14 protein-coding genes and 2 pseudogenes are annotated in these 17447 nt (G+C 69.4%); 8 read left to right on the top strand and 8 right to left on the bottom strand.

Annotated elements, in window-relative coordinates:
• Both IG08_RS61830 and IG08_RS0143625 read left to right on the top strand, forming a co-directional pair.
• Positions 1-155 (top strand): annotated as a pseudogene (locus IG08_RS61830) (transposase); the annotation flags it as partial.
• A gap of 151 nt (positions 156-306) precedes the next feature.
• Complete coding sequence (locus IG08_RS0143625) at positions 307-1260, top strand: hydrolase (protein WP_234343124.1); 954 nt, start codon at positions 307-309, stop codon at positions 1258-1260.
• Positions 1261-1305: 45 nt separating this feature from the next.
• Here IG08_RS0143625 and IG08_RS0143620 read toward each other — a convergent pair whose 3' ends face one another.
• Together IG08_RS0143620 and IG08_RS0143615 are read right to left on the bottom strand one after the other, a co-directional pair.
• On the bottom strand, positions 1306-2238 hold the full coding sequence (locus tag IG08_RS0143620; protein WP_030616945.1) for an RNA polymerase sigma-70 factor: 933 nt from the start codon (positions 2236-2238) through the stop codon (positions 1306-1308).
• A complete protein-coding gene (locus IG08_RS0143615; protein WP_030616942.1) occupies positions 2235-3155 on the bottom strand; it encodes an NAD-dependent epimerase/dehydratase family protein in 921 nt (306 codons plus the stop codon). Before IG08_RS0143615 ends, IG08_RS0143620 begins: the two co-directional genes overlap by 4 nt.
• 188 nt (positions 3156-3343) lie before the next feature.
• Between IG08_RS0143615 and IG08_RS0143610 the strand changes: the two genes are divergently transcribed.
• Together IG08_RS0143610 and IG08_RS0143605 are read left to right on the top strand one after the other, a co-directional pair.
• Positions 3344-3754 (top strand): VOC family protein, encoded by a 411-nt coding sequence (locus IG08_RS0143610; RefSeq protein ID WP_030616939.1) that lies wholly within the window; start codon positions 3344-3346, stop codon positions 3752-3754.
• A gap of 141 nt (positions 3755-3895) precedes the next feature.
• Complete coding sequence (locus IG08_RS0143605; protein WP_030616936.1) at positions 3896-6289, top strand: ATP-binding cassette domain-containing protein; 2394 nt, start codon at positions 3896-3898, stop codon at positions 6287-6289.
• A gap of 251 nt (positions 6290-6540) precedes the next feature.
• Here the strand turns inward: IG08_RS0143605 and IG08_RS0143600 are convergent, their stop codons facing one another.
• Entirely contained in the window at positions 6541-6804 is a 264-nt protein-coding gene (locus IG08_RS0143600; protein WP_030616934.1) for a methyltransferase domain-containing protein, read from the bottom strand.
• 100 nt (positions 6805-6904) lie between these two features.
• Here IG08_RS0143600 and IG08_RS0143595 point away from each other — a divergent pair, with 100 nt between their 5' ends.
• Positions 6905-7771 (top strand): GNAT family N-acetyltransferase, encoded by an 867-nt coding sequence (locus IG08_RS0143595; RefSeq protein WP_030616919.1) that lies wholly within the window; start codon positions 6905-6907, stop codon positions 7769-7771.
• A 25-nt stretch (positions 7772-7796) separates the two neighbouring features.
• Here IG08_RS0143595 and IG08_RS0143590 read toward each other — a convergent pair whose 3' ends face one another.
• On the bottom strand, positions 7797-8633 hold the full coding sequence (locus IG08_RS0143590) for a maleylpyruvate isomerase family mycothiol-dependent enzyme (protein WP_030616916.1): 837 nt from the start codon (positions 8631-8633) through the stop codon (positions 7797-7799).
• Positions 8634-8827: 194 nt separating this feature from the next.
• Between IG08_RS0143590 and IG08_RS0143585 the strand changes: the two genes are divergently transcribed.
• Entirely contained in the window at positions 8828-9613 is a 786-nt protein-coding gene (locus IG08_RS0143585) for a carbonic anhydrase (RefSeq protein WP_030616914.1), read from the top strand.
• A 234-nt stretch (positions 9614-9847) separates the two neighbouring features.
• Positions 9848-11572, top strand: coding sequence for a serine/threonine-protein kinase (locus IG08_RS0143580; RefSeq protein WP_030616912.1), 1725 nt, complete (start codon positions 9848-9850; stop codon positions 11570-11572).
• Between the two features lie 21 nt (positions 11573-11593).
• On the opposite strand, the gene IG08_RS0143575 is transcribed toward IG08_RS0143580, so the two are convergent.
• On the bottom strand, positions 11594-12502 hold the full coding sequence (locus tag IG08_RS0143575) for a glycoside hydrolase family 16 protein (RefSeq protein WP_030616910.1): 909 nt from the start codon (positions 12500-12502) through the stop codon (positions 11594-11596).
• An 821-nt stretch (positions 12503-13323) separates the two neighbouring features.
• Complete coding sequence (locus IG08_RS0143570) at positions 13324-14436, bottom strand: ABC transporter substrate-binding protein (protein ID WP_030616908.1); 1113 nt, start codon at positions 14434-14436, stop codon at positions 13324-13326.
• Between the two features lie 435 nt (positions 14437-14871).
• Between IG08_RS0143570 and IG08_RS0143565 the strand changes: the two genes are divergently transcribed.
• Positions 14872-16338, top strand: coding sequence for an FAD-binding protein (locus IG08_RS0143565; RefSeq protein ID WP_030616906.1), 1467 nt, complete (start codon positions 14872-14874; stop codon positions 16336-16338).
• Positions 16339-16368: 30 nt separating this feature from the next.
• On the opposite strand, the pseudogene IG08_RS57970 reads toward IG08_RS0143565, so the two are convergent.
• A pseudogene (locus IG08_RS57970) lies at positions 16369-17296 on the bottom strand (serine hydrolase domain-containing protein); the annotation flags it as partial.
• On the bottom strand, positions 17280-17405 hold the full coding sequence (locus tag IG08_RS62620) for a hypothetical protein (RefSeq protein ID WP_261723043.1): 126 nt from the start codon (positions 17403-17405) through the stop codon (positions 17280-17282). The gene IG08_RS62620 and the pseudogene IG08_RS57970, both read right to left, overlap by 17 nt.
• Positions 17406-17447: the final 42 nt, after the last annotated feature.

Below are 17447 nucleotides of genomic sequence, written 5' to 3'. Positions count from 1 at the left end.
GTGAGGGACCCCGCCCTCCCGTTCCCGGACCACGGACACGATCCGTGCCGCCGGACCGCGGAGCGAACGCGGGCAACCAGAACGCCCAACACCGTTCGGGGCGTTCGGCTGAGCATGAGTCCTGGCAACAGGACTCACTCCCGCTCAGTCTTTAGGAACGGTAAGAGATGTACGTGAACCCTCGGGAGGCTCTCCCGGCGGTCCTGATCTTGTGTGTACCGTCCAGCTTTGTGTCGAGCAGCGGTTGTCCAACCGCTGTTCTACGCGCGAAGATTCGGCGCCCGCACCGCCTCTCACCCCCCACTCATGGAGGTTCACCGGATGCTCGGCCTCGGTACGTCCCCCCGCAGACTCACCACCGCTCTCACCGTCCTCGGCCTGCTCACCACGGGTGCCGCCGTCCAGGCGTCCACCGCGACCCCGGCCGCCGCGGCCACCACGCACCGCGTCCTGTTCGACAACGCCCACGCCGAGACGGCCGGCAACGCCGACTGGATCGTCTCCACCAGCCAGCCCGACCCCACCGACGAGGACTCCTCGCCCTCCTCCGAGACCGACTGGACGGGCGCCCTCTCCTCCTGGGGCGTGGCTCTGCAGCAGACCGGCGACTACTCGCTGGACACCCTGCCTTCGGGCTCCAGCCTCGCCTACGGCGGCTCCTCGGCCACCGACCTGTCGAACTTCGACACGCTGGTCCTGCCCGAGCCCAACACGCTGTTCACGACCGCCGAGAAGACGGCGATCATGAACTTCGTGAAGAACGGCGGCGGCCTGTTCATGATCTCCGATCACACCGGCGCCGACCGCAACAACGACGGCGAGGACGCGGTCGAGATCCTCAACGACCTGATGACCAACAACAGCGTCGACAGCGACGACCCGTTCGGCTTCTCCATCGACTCGCTGAGCATCAGCTCCGGCTACCCGGCCGCGATCAGCGACAGCTCCGACGCGATCCTGCACGGCTCCTTCGGCACGGTCACCAAGAGCCTGATCGCCAGCGGCACGACGGCCACCCTCGCTCCCGGCGACAACTCGAACGTCAAGGGACTGCTCTACCGCAGCGGTTACTCCGGCAACACGGGCGCGTTCTTCGCCACCAGCACCTACGGCAGCGGCAAGATCGCGTTCTGGGGCGACAGTTCCCCGATCGACGACGGCACCGGCCAGTCCGGCAACACGCTCTACGACGGCTGGAACGACACCGGCGCGACCAACGCCGCCCTCGCCCTGAACGCCACCGAGTGGCTCTCTTCGTGAGCCGCTGAGCGCGTACGCGCAGTGAAGGGTGCGGACTCGGGGAACCTACGCCGGGTCCGCACCCGCTTTGCGAGCCTCGACGACCTCGCGCTTGACCGCCCAGGCGTCCGCCACCGGACCCACGTGCCCGAGCTTGTCGGGGTTGATCACCGAGCGGATCGTCTGGATCCGTCCGTCGACGATGTCCAGCGCCAGGGCGTTGAGGACCTTGCCGTCCCGGTCGCGCAGGATCGCGCCCGGCTGGCCGTTCACGTCGTGCTGCTCCACTGCGAAACCGATCCGGAGGAGCGGCGGTACGACCGCGGCGAGCACCCGGGCCACGTTCTCGGTGCCGAAGACGGGCTTGGCCCACTGCGGAGCCTTGCCGCCACTGTCGCCGGCCATCGACACGTCGGCGGCGAGCAGCTCGCGCAGCCCGTCCACATCGCCTTCCCTGAAGGCGTCGAAGAACCGCTCGGCGAGTTCCTCGCGCTCCTTGCGGTCCGCCTCGAACCGGGGCCGGCCCGCGTCCATGTGACGGCGCGCCCGTACGGCGAGCTGGCGACACGCCGCCTCCGAGCGCCCCACCGCCGACGCGATGTCCGGGAAACCGAACCCGAACACCTCCCGCAGCACGAAGACCGCGCGCTCGAGCGGGGACAGCCGCTCGAGCAGGACCAGGGCCGCCATCGACAGCGAGTCGGCGAGCTCCGCCGAGCGCTCCGGGTCCTCGTAGGGGTCAGTGAGCAGCGGCTCGGGGAACCACGGACCGACGTACTGCTCTCGCGTCAGGCGGGCCGACCGCAGGACGTCGATCGAGACCCGGGTGACCACGGCCGAGAGGTAGGCCTTGGCCGACCGGGGCCGGGTGGGGGAGGCCTCGTATCGCAGCCAGCTCTCCTGGACCGCGTCCTCGGCCTCGCTCACGCTGCCGAGGATCCGGTAGCCGATCGCGAACAGCAGCGGTCGCAGCTCCTCGAACTCCTCGGTCCTGCTCACGCCAGCTCCTCCTCGAAGCCCTGGCGCCACGAGGGATGGCGCAGCTCCCAGCCGAGTTCCCGCTTGGCCTTGGCGTTGGAGAAGCCGCGTCCCTCGGTCATCAGGGTCACCGCGAATTCCCCCGCCAGCAGCTTGGCCAGCCACTTGGGAACCCGCATCGGTCGCTTGGCCCCCGCGCACGCAGCCAGATACGGGAGCCACTCGCGGACCTGGGCGGGCTCGTCGTCGACGATGTTGAACACGCCCCTGGCCTGCTTCTCCACGGCCAGGACCGTGGCGCTCGCCGCGTCGTCGAGGTGCACCCACGAGTTCCAGCCGGTGCCATCCCCCACGAGCGGGAACTTCCGCTTGCGCACGAACTCGATCACGTCGTCACTGGCGCCCGGCCCGTAGAACCCGCCGTAGCGCAGGACCGTGCCACCGGCCTTGGGCACCACGTCCTGGATGTGCAGGACACCCGCCGATAGCCTGCGCGCCATCGTCGCCGTGCCCGGGTCGATGGGGTCCTCCTCGGTCAGCAGCCCTGCGCCCGGCCTGAAGCTCTGCGCGAAGCCCTGCACGACGACGTGGGGTACGCCGGTCGCCTCGGCGGCGGCCAGCAGGTGGTCCGTGCCCTCGATGCGCAGCCGGTTGGTGGTGGCGAAAAACCGGTCGGGGTGCCGCATGTCGGGCTTGCCGGAGATCGCGGTCATCTCATGCACGATCGTGTCCGGCCGGGCCTTGGCCACCGCCTCGCCGACCGACACCGCGTCCAGCCCGTCCATCACGGCGCCCTCGGCGCCCAGCCGCTCCAGCAGACCGAGTTTGGCCGCGCTCGTCGTCGTAGCCGTCACCTGGTGTCCCCTGGCCACGAGCTGCGGCACCAGCCGCCGCCCCAGGGCCCCCGTACCGCCTGCCACGAACACGCGCACGACCATCACCTTCCCGATTCCTGATGTGGCGTTCAGCAAGGAGACGAGATGGCGCCGGCCGTTTGTGACATGCGGAGTGCGGACAGCCCGGCGAATCCGGGACGTGCGGAGCGGCGACAGCCCGGCGAACAGAGGACCCGACCGGTCAGGAATCGAGAAGCGCTGGCCCCCGCGCCCGGCCTAGCGTGACTGCCATGGACATCAGCATTCACGCGAGCTTCCTCCCGCACGACGACCCGGACGCCTCCGTGGCCTTCTACCGCGAGGTCCTCGGCTTCGAGGTCCGAGGCGACGTCGGACAGGGCCGGACGCGCTGGATCACGGTCGGCCCCGTCGGCCGGCCCGCTACGTCCATCGTCCTGGAGCCGCCGTTCGCCGATCCCGGCGTCTCCGAAGACGAGCGCCGCACCATCACCGAGATGATGGCCAAGGGCACCTACGCCCGCATTCTCCTTTCCACCGCCGATCTCGACGCCACCTTCGAGCGGCTGGCGGCCACCGACGCGGAGGTCGTCCAGGAGCCGATCGAGCAGCCGTACGGTGTGCGCGACTGCGCCTTCCGTGATCCCGCGGGCAACCTGATCCGCATCCAGGAACTGCGCTGAGCCGGCGGGGCGGCCGCCGGACCGTTGCCGCCACCGCGCCGACAAAGTAGAACCAGACGTACAGCTCGAAGCCGGTCAGATCGAGCCAGGCGACGCCGACCGGGACCGCGCAGGCGGTCCTGCCCGATGGATGGAGACATGATGAGCATGGCCAGGAACACGGACACGCAGTCGCCTGCGCCGCACGCTGCCGACAGCCACGATCTGATCCGCGTACACGGAGCACGCGAGAACAATCTCAAGGACGTCAGCATCGAGATCCCCAAACGCCGGCTGACGGTGTTCACCGGCGTCTCCGGCTCGGGCAAGAGCTCGCTGGTGTTCAACACGATCGCCGCGGAGTCGCAGCGGCTGATCAACGAGACCTACAGCGCCTTCGTGCAGGGCTTCATGCCGACGCTGGCGCGGCCCGAGGTCGACGTCCTCGACGGGCTGACGACCGCGATCAGCGTCGACCAGCAGCGGATGGGGGGCGACCCCCGCTCCACGGTCGGCACCGCCACCGACGCCAACGCGATGCTGCGCATCCTCTTCAGCCGACTCGGCAAGCCGCACATCGGTCCGCCCAGCGCGTACTCCTTCAACACCGCCTCGGTCCGCGCGAGCGGTGCGATCACCGTCGAGCGCGGTAACAAGACCAAGGCACAGAAGGCGACCTTCCAGCGCACCGGCGGCATGTGCACGCGCTGCGAGGGCCGCGGCAAGGTCTCCGACATCGATCTCACCCAGCTCTACGACGACTCCAAGTCGCTCGCCGAGGGTGCGTTCACCATCCCGGGCTGGAAGTCCGACAGCCAGTGGACCGTGCAGGTCTACGCCCAGTCCGGCTTCGTCGACCCGGACAAGCCGATCCGCGAGTACACCAAGAAGCAGATGCAGGACTTCCTCTACGGGGAGCCGGTCAAGGTCAAGGTCAACGGCGTCAACCTCACCTACGAGGGGCTGATCCCCAAGATCCAGAAGTCGTTCCTGTCCAAGGACAAGGAGGCGATGCAGCCGCACATCCGGGCCTTCGTGGAGCGGGCGGTCACCTTCACCATCTGCCCCGAGTGCGACGGCACCCGGCTCAGCGAGGGCGCCCGGACGTCGAAGATCAAGCGGATCAGCATCGCCGACGCCTGCGCGATGGAGATCCGCGACCTGGCCGAATGGGTCCGCGGTCTCGACGAGCCGTCGGTGGCACCGCTGCTCACCGCGCTGCAGCAGACCCTCGACTCGTTCGTGGAGATCGGCCTCGGCTACCTCTCGCTGGAGCGGCCGGCGGGCACGCTCTCGGGCGGCGAGGCGCAGCGCGTCAAGATGATCCGCCACCTCGGCTCCTCCCTCACCGACGTCACCTACGTCTTCGACGAGCCCACCATCGGCCTGCACCCCCATGACATCCAGCGGATGAACGACCTGCTGCTGCGGCTGCGGGACAAGGGCAACACGGTGCTCGTCGTGGAGCACAAGCCGGAGACCATCGTGATCGCCGACCACGTCGTCGACCTCGGCCCCGGCGCCGGCACGGCGGGCGGCACCGTCTGCTTCGAGGGCACCGTCGAGGGCCTGCGGACCAGCGGCACCATCACCGGCCGCCACTTCGACGACCGGGCCTCCGTCAAGGAGGAGGCGCGCAAGCCCACCGGCACGCTGGAGATCCGCGGCGCGACGACGCACAACCTGCAGGGCGTCGACGTCGACATCCCGCTCGGGGTGCTCTGCGTGGTCACCGGCGTCGCCGGCTCCGGCAAGAGCTCCCTCGTCCACGGGTCGATCCCGGCCGGCGCGGGCGTGGTGTCGGTCGACCAGACAGGCATCAAGGGCTCCCGGCGCAGCAACCCGGCGACGTACACCGGACTGCTCGACCCGATCCGCAAGGCGTTCGCGAAGGCCAACGACGTGAAGCCGGCGCTGTTCAGCGCCAACTCGGAGGGCGCCTGCCCCACCTGCAACGGCGCGGGTGTCATCTACACCGACCTGGCGATGATGGCCGGCGTCGCCACCACCTGCGAGGACTGCGAGGGCAAGCGGTTCCAGGCCTCGGTGCTGGAGTACCACCTCGGCGGCCGCGACATCAGCGAGGTGCTCGCGATGTCGGTGACCGAGGCCGAGGAGTTCTTCGGCACGGGCGAGGCGCACACGCCGGCCGCGCAGCGCATCCTCACCCGCCTCGTCGACGTCGGCCTTGGCTACCTCAGCCTCGGCCAGCCGCTCACCACGCTGTCCGGCGGCGAGCGCCAGCGGCTCAAGCTGGCCACCCACATGTCGGAGAAGGGCGGCATCTACGTCCTCGACGAGCCGACCGCCGGTCTCCACCTCGCGGATGTCGAGCAGTTGCTCGGTCTGCTGGACCGATTGGTCGAGTCCGGCAAGTCGGTCATCGTCGTCGAGCATCATCAGGCGGTCATGGCGCACGCCGACTGGATCATCGACCTCGGCCCCGGCGCGGGCCACGACGGCGGCCGGATCGTCTTCGAGGGCACGCCTGCCGACCTTGTCGACGCCCGCTCCACTCTCACCGGTGACCATCTCGCGTCCTACGTCGGCGCCTGACGGCTGAGAGCCTGTGTCACATCCCCGGCCGGGCGCGCGTCGTCTGGCACGCACTGCCCCAGAGGGGGGACCCCCAGCCGCGTTGCCGAAACGCCCACGTGGCTCCTCCCTCACGCTCGAACAACCTCGCGCGGGGGGACCTCCATCGAGGGCGCTCCGGCGCCTTGCGATCGCACGCACCAGACGAGGTGCGCTGATCCGACTGGGGATGTGACACAGGCTCTGAGATATTTGGGCGCAGTCAGGCCGTTCTACGGTGAGGCGTCATGAGGGCTGCGGTCGATGCCCAGGAGGCGTCCGGAGAGGTTCGCGCGACGTGCGACAGCGCGGGCCACCGTGCCGGTGCGGCACCCCAACTCCAGGACTCTGACGGCATCTTCGATGCCCACTGCGTCGTGGTACTCCTGAAGCATGCGGGAGAACGCGGGGGATGCGCCCCGTGCCTCGAACCGCTGGACAAGCGCCTCGAGCCTGCCGGTCCTGCTGAACGGGTCGACCGCGTTCAGCGCAGTCACTCCCTCGGGCGGGTGGCGCCAGGATGCGAGGGCTCGGGGCCGGGGCCGCGACGTTCATCGAGAGCGCTTGCCGGTGTTGGCTGTCGGGGAATCATGAGGCATGCGCCCAGCTGACTGGCACCTCACCGAGGACATCGACGACTTTCTCGCCCGAGCCGGAGACTTCCTGCGCTCACGCCCCGCCCTGCACAACACGCCGCTGACGGTGATCGAGAAACTGCGAAGAGGCGGGGCGGACGGATCTGGCGCCGAAGCGACTCTCTTCGGCCGACTGGAGTCAGGGGGAGAGGTCCGCGCCATCTTCTACCGCCTTCCGTCCCACCGCCTGAGCCTCACCTCCCTCTCTCCCGAGCAGGCCGACACCCTCGCCGCCCACCTGGTCGACCTCGGCCACCCCCTCTCCGGCGTCCTCGCGGACCACGACACCGCCACCGCTTTCGCCGAGGCCTGGCAGCGGCACACAGGCGCGGCGCCGGTACGCGACTGGGGAGCCCGTCTCCACCGTCTCGGCACGCTCACCCCGCAGGAGCCGTTCCCGAAGGGCAGTGGTCGCATCGTGGGTGAGCGGGACCGTGAGCAAGTCGTGCGCTTCTGCCGTGAGTTCTGCGTCGAGGTCGGAGAGGACCGCTCCATAACCCTCATCGATGCCGGCGACTGGGACAGCTCGCGCTTCGGCGACAGACACTTCACGTTCTGGGAGACCCCGGACGGCACTCCCGTCTCCATGGCAGCCGCGACCTCGATGGTCGGAGGCATGGTCCGGGTGGACCCCGTCTACACCCCGGCTCACCTCCGGGGCCGGGGCTACGCGGGCGCCGTGACGGTCGAGGTGAGCCGCGCCGCGCTGGCCGCGGGCGCGACGGACGTCGTGCTGTTCGCGGACCCGGCCAACCTCACCAGCACCGCCCTCTACCAGCGACTCGGATACGTCCCGGTTTCCGACTTCACCGGGTACAAGTTCTCGTGATCACGTTCGTAAAGCCGCCCTTTGGTCAGGGCGCCGTGAACAGGGTCGGGAAGCGGGGCCCGAGCCAGGGTTTGCGTCCCCAGGCGATGACCTGTCCCTGCCCGATGGCCCGCCACGGATTGCGGCGGCCCAGCGCGATGAGAAGGAAGGCGACGGGTTCGATCAGGATGGTGCAGTCGGGACGTTGCCGCGGGGTCGGGGTCACCTGCACCGCACCATCGGCCAGGCTGACGCCGAACGCCGCGCCGCCCCGGAGACGGACGGTGTAGCGGACCGTCAGATCAGCGATGGCGGCCGTGTCGGCGACGCGCGGCATGACCGAGAGCATGAACGGCATGCACAGCCCGACACGGTCGCGGTCGATCATGTGTGGGCGGTGCAGCGCGCGAGCGAGGTCGTAGCCGTGGCCCAGCATGTGCGTCAGCAGATAGGACGCGAGAAGGTTCCTGTCCATGGGGCCCAGCGGCGTGACGAGTGTCGAGTCGGTGGTGTCCTCGTCGCTCGTGGCCCGCTCCACGGCGTCGAGGAATACGTCGGCCTGCTCGATGATCATTGAGGCCAGCGGTTGTGCCCGGCGTTCCTCGCACGTGGCGAGGGACTGCGCGTTGGCCGCGGCCAGACTCTGCGGTGTGCCGTCCCCGTAGGGGCGTTCGTGCCCTGAGGCGAGGTCGGCCATCAGCTCGTTGGCCAGTGCGAGATGGGCGGCCGCCTCGCCGACCGTCCACTCCGAATCCGGTACGGGGACGGCCGTGTCGGAAGCGTCTTTCAACAGCGTGGCGATGTCACCGGCGGTCTCGCGTATCGCTTGGCCGAGCCCTTCGGGCAGAGGCCCGCGGATGTTCTGCTGCGTCGTAGGCCGCACGCTGCCTGTTCCCCTCTCGCCGGCCGCGCCCCTCGCGGGTACGGCACGCCGTACTCAATCAGACCGAGCTTTGGCCAAGGAATTCCCTCTGAGTAGCCAGGAATGGTTCAACACTTGACCATGATTCCCCAACATTCGTCCATGATTCAGCAACCTGAAAGGAGGGGGAGCGACCCGGACATACGTTCCCCTCCGTGATCTCTGACCCAGTACCTGACAGAGTCGACCGCTCACAGCGGACGGCATCCGTCGCCCCGTTCTCCGGCGCGACGCCCCCCGCCCGGCGCTCCCTCCTCCGCGCCGCGCTCACCGGGACCGCGGCCCTCGGCACCGGCCTCGCCGTCGGCGCCTCTCCCGCGGCTGCCGCGCCCTCCACCGCCGCTCCGGGCAAGCGGCCCACCACGGCCGAGGAGGCCCTTCGGGAACTGGCGGCGGGCAACCGCCGCTGGCGTACCTTCCGCGAGCGGCATCCCGACGAGACGCCTGCCGTCCGGCAGTCGCTGACGGCGGGTCAGCACCCCTTCGCCCTCATGCTCGGCTGCATCGACTCCCGGGTGCCTCCGGAGCTGGTCTTCGACCAGGGCCTCGGCGACCTGATGACCGTACGCACCGCGGGCCAGGTCCTCGACGAGGCCGTGCTCGGCAGCCTCGCGTACGGCGTGCTCGAACTGGGGATACCGCTGCTCATGGTGCTCGGCCACCAGTCGTGCGGGGCGGTGAAGGCCACGGTCCAGGCGGACGAGTCGGGCGAGGAACTGCCCGCCCACATCCAGTACCTGGCCGACCAGATCAGCCCGGCCATCGACCGCACCAAGGAGGGCGACGCGCGCATCGACGCGACGATCGACGCCAACGTACGGCTCATACGGTCGCGGCTCGCGTCGGAGCCCGATCTCGCCGCCAAGATCGACTCGGGCGCACTGGCCGTCGTCGGCGCCCGCTACGAGCTGACCACCCAGCGAGTGCACCGCATCAGCTGAACCTCGTACCCGCAGGAGGCGGCCGCGGTGGACAGCCACCGCGGCCGCCTTCCCGGCGTTCCGCCTGAGCCTGGAGCAGTTCGGGGACCAGGCCGGGGGAGAGCCGCGGGTTGTGCAAAGGAGTCGACCGGGCGACGGCCATGAAGCGGGTTGTCACCGTCGCCACGCGGCCGGTGCGCTCGCCCGGTCCGGGGACGTGAATCGGTGTCGGTGGCGGCAACTAAGCTCCCGCCCATGAGTGAGGCAGACAGAGGTCCCGGCAGACGAGTCGTCGACGGGCGCTTCGAGTTGGAGGCCCGTCTCGGCGGCGGTGGGATGGGGACGGTCTGGCGGGCCAGGGACCTGGTCCTGCACCGGCTGGTGGCGGTCAAGGAGGTCCGCCCGCCGGATCGGGACCTCGCAGAGTACGACCCCGACGGCGCGCGGATGCTGCGCGAGCGGGTGTTGCGCGAGGCCAGGGCCCTGGCCCGGATCGACCATCCGAACGTCGTCACCATCCACCACATAGTCGACGGCGGAGACGGCACCTACCCGTGGATCGTCATGGAGTTGGTCAGCGGCGGTTCGCTGGCCGACCGGCTGGCCCAGGGACCGATGCCGCCGGTCGAGGCGGCACGAGTCGGCCGGGGAGTCCTGGCCGCGCTGACCGCCGCGCACGACGCCGGGATCCAGCACCGGGACGTCAAGCCGGCCAACGTCCTCCTGCGGCCCGACGGGCGTCCGGTCCTCACCGACTTCGGTATCGCCGCGATCCGCGAGGCGACCAGCCTCACCGCCACCGGGTCCATCATCGGGACGGCCGACTTCATGGCGCCCGAGCGCATCTCCGGGCACGAGGGCGGATCCGCCTCCGACCTCTGGTCGCTGGCGATGATGCTGTACACCGCCGTGGAGGGCGACCACCCGCTGCGCCGGGGCAGCACCCTGGCCACCCTCGCAGCGGTCCTCCACGAAGACGTGCCGCCGCCGGTGCGGGCCGGCGCCCTGCGGGACGTCCTGATGAGCGTGCTCGTACGGGACCCGTCGGCGCGGCCGTCCGCGGACGTGCTGGATCGAAGGCTGGCCGAGGTCGAGTCGGGGCCGGCCGATACGGGGGCCTCGCGTGACGAGCCCACGTCCTATCCGCTGCACCCGCCGTCCGCCTCTGCGCTCCCTGCGCCGCCGGCGGCGCACGCCGGTGCCGGCACTCTCGATCCCGCACGTGCGGCAACTCCCGCCGGGTTCGGGCCGGTTCTGATCCAGCCCGGGCCGGTGACCGCGCCCGTGCGTGCCGAACGCCGGCGCCTACCCGGCCTGACCGTCCTGCTGAGCTCCTCGGGAACCGTGCTCGCCGGCACCCTGGTCCTGTTGTGGTGGCTGCTGCCCTTCGGGGGCGACACGGGAGACACGGGCGACACAGGCGGTTCGGACGCGAAGGCCTCGTCCACCACATCGACTTCGGGGACGACCGTCCCGCCCACCACCGCTGCCCCAGTCGCCCAGCAGTCGACGGAGGCGGAAACCATCGACATGCTCACCCCGGACGGCATCCGCACCGCCATCAAGGCGTTCAAGAAGGAGACCGGCCGGGACAGGTTCGGCGACTTCACCGTCTACCCGGATTACGTGATGGCCGACCTGATGGTCAACGGCAGCAACAGCAAGTACGACTCCTACAGCTACCGTCCCGGAAAGGGCGTGGAGAAGGGCCTCAGCAACGGCATCCTGACCGGTGACGACAAGCCCATGAGTCTCGACGGCTTCAACTGGGACAGGGTCCCCGCGCTTCTGAAAGAGGCGGACGAGAAACTCAACGTAGACAATCCGGAATCCCGGTACCTGATGGTGAAGCAGGCCAGCGACACCTGGGACACACCGGCCGGAATGGCCATCTATGTGACTGGCGAGTACGGCCAGTCCGGTTACCTGCGGGCCGACACCGCTGGCAAGGTCATTGAATTGCTGCCCGCAGAGGACTGACCCGCCACCCCGAGTGCGCGACTACTTCCAACCGTAGGCGTACGCCGCGACCCACGTGACGTCGAGCTGTGCGCTGCTGCCGGGAGCCGCGCCGGGCCCCTCCAGAGCACTCTCGTTCTGCAACACCCAGGACAGAGGACGATCCGGCACGCTGCGGGTGTCGTGCCCGATCTGCCGGCCGTCGACGAAGAACCGCACGTGTCCCGGCGTCCACTCGGTGGAGACGGTGTGCCACTCGGTCCAGTCGTCGCTTCCGGGGAAGTAGCCCTGTTCACCGCCGCCGCACGGATGGTGAAAGGCGGTCAGAGAGCCGGTCCACTCGCCTTCGGGGTGATCCATCTCGCAGCCCCCGCCATAGTGCAGCCAGGCGGACTTGTATCCCGGGGCCAGTTTCGTCACCTTGATGCGAGCGCTGTACTTGCCGTACTTCATCTCCATCACCGCCCGCGGAACCACTGCCGCGGCGTGCACGGGGCCTCCGTCGTCGGGCCGCCACATGCGTATGGACATCCTCCCGTCGCCGTTCACCGAGGGACCGACGCTCACGGTGTCCTCGGGGTGATAGACACCCGTCACGTTCCGGTCCCGGCTGTTGGCCGTGTCGAGCCAACCGGTCGGATACGCCCACCAGTTGTCGCGGAACTTGCCGCTCAGACCTCCGCAGTAGGCAGCGGATGTGTCGACGTGGTGATCGCAGTCGCTGAATGCGCCCAGCGGCACCCGATCACCGTTGAAGTCCTCCGCGAGGACCTGCCAGAAGGGTCCGCAGTCACCGCGGGGCAGCTTCACGCTCGTGGTGTTGCAGGCATCGACCGAAACGGGCGCCCCGTCGGCCCGGGGGAGTCCCAGCAGAGCGGCCGCGATCATGAGGCCCGTGGACATCGCCAGGATCCGTTTGCCGTGGTGGTGCCGCGCCGCGTGTGAACCCATCGCAAGGCTCCCTCGATGTGGCGTCAGTTCTTGCCGTGAAGGGGCCCGGTGTTCAAAGCCCCGGGATCGGGCGGGCGGACTGTCGTCCGTGAAGAAGCATCCTCGCGCGCGGGCCCGCGGGGAGCCATCCCCGGAACGAGCCGCGAATCGGAAGACCATGCTCCGCCGCTGGCCGCTGGCCGCTGGCCGCTGGCCGCTGGCCGCTTGGCGGTCGGCTCGTCGAACGCACCGTGTCCTGGCTCGCCGTATGCCGTCGACTGCCCGTCGTTGCGAGCGCAGGGCGGAGCACTTCCTCACCTGCATCGGCCTTGCGGTGTTCCTTACCCGCAGACCGGTGATCGGCTCGGTGGTTCGGCGCCGGGGCAGTAGCCCTTCGGCCGGGTGCCCCTCCCCGGAAGGCGGGCCGAGCCTGGCAGTGACGCCGGGGCGGTCCGCCACTCCGCCTCCGTCATGTCGGAGCCGTAACACCGGACATGGCGCGGCGCGTGCGCAGTGTTGCCGATGAGGACGAGGGCCGCGCGGGCGATGTCACCGATGCGGCTCGGGCCGAGGGTGACGTGCTGCAGGGTTCGCCAACGCTGCTTGCGCTCGGTGGCAGTCCGTTCCCCAGGGCGCGAACGCCCTTGATCAGGCTGATCCTGGTTCGGGTGTCCGCGTGCACGGCCTGGCGGAACGGCCCCGGCACCCGCGAGGAGCGCAGACGACATGGTCCGCGGTCACAGGAACGCCCGTGGGGCGCCCAGTGATCAACACGTAGACAGGCAGACAGGCGGACAGCCTCACGTTCGGACAGATCTGGGCAGTCGGACCTCCATGCTCTGTCAGCCGGTGTGGAGGATCCGAAAGCGATCGGGTTCCGCCGGATCTCGATCAACGACTTGGATCGGCGGCCAAGCCCATTGCCAGACGCTGATACCTGGCGTGCGGGAGAACTGGATCCGCCCGCGGGTGCCTTCGACTGCAACGCGCGGCCAGGATTCGGCAGTGCGCGCCCGGTCCGTGCCGTGAGAACGCAGCACGTCAGCGAGGACGGCGACCGTGTCGTAGCCCTCGAAGGCGACGAAGGAGGGCGCTTCGCCCAGCCGCTCGCGGAGGACCTGTTCGACTCCTGCACCGAGTGGGCTGAGGCGCTCAGGCAGGTAGCGCAAGAACGGGACCGCGGCGCCGTCGTCGCCCAGCAACGTCGCCCATTCGGCGAACTCCGGTTGCCCGGCCGGAGCACCGATCATGATCTCGGCGAGGCGCTGGTCGTGGCGGACGGACTTGACGATCGACACGGCCGGCTCCGGGTAGCCGACCAGCAGAAGGAGGGCTGTCGCGCGATGGTCGACGAGTTCGTCGCACACGCCCGCGGGGGTGAGCGCGCCCATGTCGAGTTCGATGACGGTGCCGCCGCGTGGAGCGAGATAGTCCCGCAGAATGCGGGTCCCGGATGCCCAGTAGACACTCGGCTGGGCTGCTACGGCGATTCGACTGTGGCCCGCGCCGAGGAGGAAGTCCGCATAGACCTGCCAGCCACGGGACTGCGGCGGGGAGAGTCGCGCGACCCATTCCGTCGGTTGTTCGGTGAGCGCGTCGAGAACTGCTGACGAGCAGAGGAACGGCAGACCGAGGGCGTCGGCTCTGGCGGCAGCGGCGCGAGCGACGACACTGTGATACTCCCCCGCCAGGGCAGCCACGCCCAGGCGAGCCAGTTCGTCCACGGCCGCCGCGGCCCTCTGCGGATCAGCCGCGGTGTCCCGGACCACCAGCTCGAGTGGTCTTCCGTCGATCCCGCCGGCGTCATTGACTTCGCGAACGGCCAACTCGAGGCCGGCGAGCAAGTGTCGGCCCGCCTCGATCCAGCCGGGCCGAGTCAGCGGAACGAGAACGCCGATCTGGACGGACGATCCGTCAGTCCGCTCCGCTCCAGGCGGCGATGGTGGCGTATTCATGCGTTGGCGTCTCCCGAGTGGCGATTCGGCCGCAGGTTGCCCGGATCGCAGAGTGAACGTCAGTGGCGCCGAGAGTAACCGAGCCGAGAATGGCTGGCTTCGACGCCTCGTCCCGTAACAGGTCCTCCAGGAGTCGCCAAGGGCTCTCCCATGGTCCTTCAGTATTTGTCCGGGCCAAAAAGGCTGCGTAACAGGACCGCGGGGGAGTATCTCCTGGAAGTTCACCTATGACGGCGCGAAAGGAAGCACCACGGTCTTCAGCTTCACGGTTTCCACGGCATAAGGCAGCGTCTCGCGGCTCTGTGCGGAGGCTGCCACCGGTTCGGTGATTCCCCTTTGCTGTGAGCTCTCGAGTCGCAACCTCTTCCTGCGCCCCAACATGCTTAGACTGAGCCGCCGTTGATCATCTCATCCGGTCGGTCTCAGGAGGAGCGCATGCCCCGTACCCCGTCCCGACGCACTGCACTGCGCGGCCTGGCCGCCGCAGGAGCTGCAGTCGTCGGCTTCGACCCGTTCACGCGTAGCTGGGCGGTGACCGAATCAGACCAACCGCTGAGCGACATCCCGCAGCTGGACGGAACGCTCCACACCGACCCGGCTTCACTGAGCGCCGACGCCGACGACTTCGGTCACATCGTGCACCACCGCCCCGCCGTGGTACTGCGGCCCGGATCCGTACGAGACGTCGTCGCGATGATCCGCTTCTGCAACCGGCACGGTCTGCGTACCGCCCCGCGCGGCCAGGGTCACGGCACGAACGGCCAGGCACAGGTCGACGGCGGCCTGATCATCGAGACCGCGACCCTCGCGGCCATCCATCCCGTGAAGGCGCACAGCACCAGCGTCCGCGTCCAGGCGGGCGCGAAATGGAGCGACGTCACCAAGGCCACCCTGGCGCACGGCCTGACGCCGCCCGTCTTCACCGACTACCTCGAGCTCTCCGTCGGCGGCACCCTGTCCGTCGGCGGCATCGGCGGCCAGACGCACCAGCACGGCGCACAGGTCGACAACGTGCTGGAACTCGAAGTCGTCACCGGCGCAGGGGAGTTGCTCCGCTGCTCCCCGACCCGCCACCGCGACCTCTTCGACGCCGTGCTCGCCGGTCTCGGCCAGTGCGCGGTCGTCGTCGGCGCCACCCTCCGCCTGGTCACCGCCCCGACGACCGTACGGCACTACCTCCTGCCGTACGACGACCTGCACACCTTCCTCGACGACCAGCGCCTCCTCGCCACCGAACAGCGCTTCGCCTACCTCGAAGGTCAGGTCACCGCCGACGCCGCCGGAGCCTTCAACCAGTACGTCATCGAGGCCGTCGCCTACGGACCTCCCGCGGGCGACACCCCCGACGACACCGCGCTCCTGCAGGGTCTGCGCCACGACGCATCCGGCGCCCAGATCGCCGACCTCCCGTACTACGACTTCCTCGACCGGCTCGCTCCCACCGTCGCCGCCCTCAAGGAAGCGGGCCTGTGGGCGTACGCCCACCCCTGGCTCAACCTGCTCGTGCCCGGCCGCAGTGCCGCCGACGTGTCCGCCACCATCCTGGACGCGCTCACCCCGGACGACCTCGGACCGGGCGTCGTCCTCCTCTATCCGGTGCTGCGGGAGCGCTTCCACGCCCCGCTGCTCCGCATGCCCGACGACCCGATGCCCTACCTGCTGGCGATCCTGCGCACCACGCCCCCCGAGGACGCGGCGACCGTGCAACGTCTGCTGAGCGCCAACAGGTCCGCCTACGACACGGCCCGGGCAGTCGGCGGCACCAACTACCCGGTCGGCTCGATCCCCTTCGAACGCGCGGACTGGAGGGAGCACTTCGGTCCCGTCTGGACCCGGTTCGCCGAGGCAAGGAAGACGTACGATCCGCAGGGGATCCTGGTGCCCGGGCAGGGCATCTTCTGACGTTGCTCCGCAGGTGCGTTCGAGGCGGGGCTACTTCCCGCAGAATTCCGCCTCGATGACCTTCACGGGGTCGCCGGCCCAGTCACCGTTGAAGTTGAAGGCGAGCGAGTGCTTGCCGTTCAGCGTGGTGAATGCCGCGGAGCCGGAGCCGTGGACGCCACCGCTGTGCCCCCAGATCCGGACACCGCAGCTCAGCTCGCTCTCGATGAGCCCGAGCCCGTACTGGCCGCCCACCACCTCGGCCGGGACGGTCTTCTTCATCTCGGCGAGCTGCTTCGTGGGAGCACCCTGCCGGCCAGCAGCGCCGAGTAGAAGCGGTTCAGATCACCGGAGTTGGAAGGATCTCGCCCGCCGAGCCTGCGGCCGAGGGGTTGTACTCGGTGACGTCGTAGATCTTCCCGGTGGTGTTCTCGGCGAGCTGCGAGTACGCCCGGTTGCTCGGCTGCGGCACGGTGGGGCTGGTGCCGGGCATGTACGTCCCGTGCAGCCCGAGGGGCTCGATGAGGCGCCGGCGGACCTCGTCGCCGTACGAGTTGCCGGTCACCTTGCCGATCAGCGTGCCGGCGAGCAGGTAGTTGGTGTTGGAGTAGCCCCAGGAGGTGCCCGGAGCGAATTCGGGCTTGTGGCTCATGGCGATCTTCATGAGCTTCTCGGGCGTCCAGGAGCGGTACTGGTTCTTGTAGAAGTTCTCGGGCAGGAAGATCTCGCTGGCGAAGTCGTCGTCGTCCGTGTAGTTGTAGATGCCGCTGGTGTGGTTGAGGAGCTGACGGACGGTGATCCTGCGCCCGTCGTGGCCGTGCCCCCGGACCACACCGGGGAGCCACTTGTCGACCTTGTCGTCGAGCGAGAGCCGGTGCTCGGCTTCGAGTTGGAGCAGCACCGTCGCGATGAAGGTCTTGGTGATGCTGCCCGCGCGGTACCGGTCGTGGGCGCCCCGCGCCTCACCGGTCTTCAGGTTCTCTCGGCTCTGCGGACGCCGGTGCCGCGGTGAAGGCCACGGCCGTCACCGCCACAGCCGCGGTCGCTCCCACGAACCCCTTGCGCACGTAGCCCTTGTGCACGGACATGTGTCTCCCCCGTCTCGCCGTCGAGTGCGGTCGGAGGGAGGG

It is taken from the genome of Streptomyces fulvoviolaceus, assembly GCF_000718165.1.
In the GTDB taxonomy this organism is placed as follows: Bacteria; Actinomycetota; Actinomycetes; order Streptomycetales; family Streptomycetaceae; genus Streptomyces; species Streptomyces fulvoviolaceus.
Note: the sequence above shows the minus strand (reverse complement) of the source record. Positions and strands in the feature narration are given on the sequence as shown.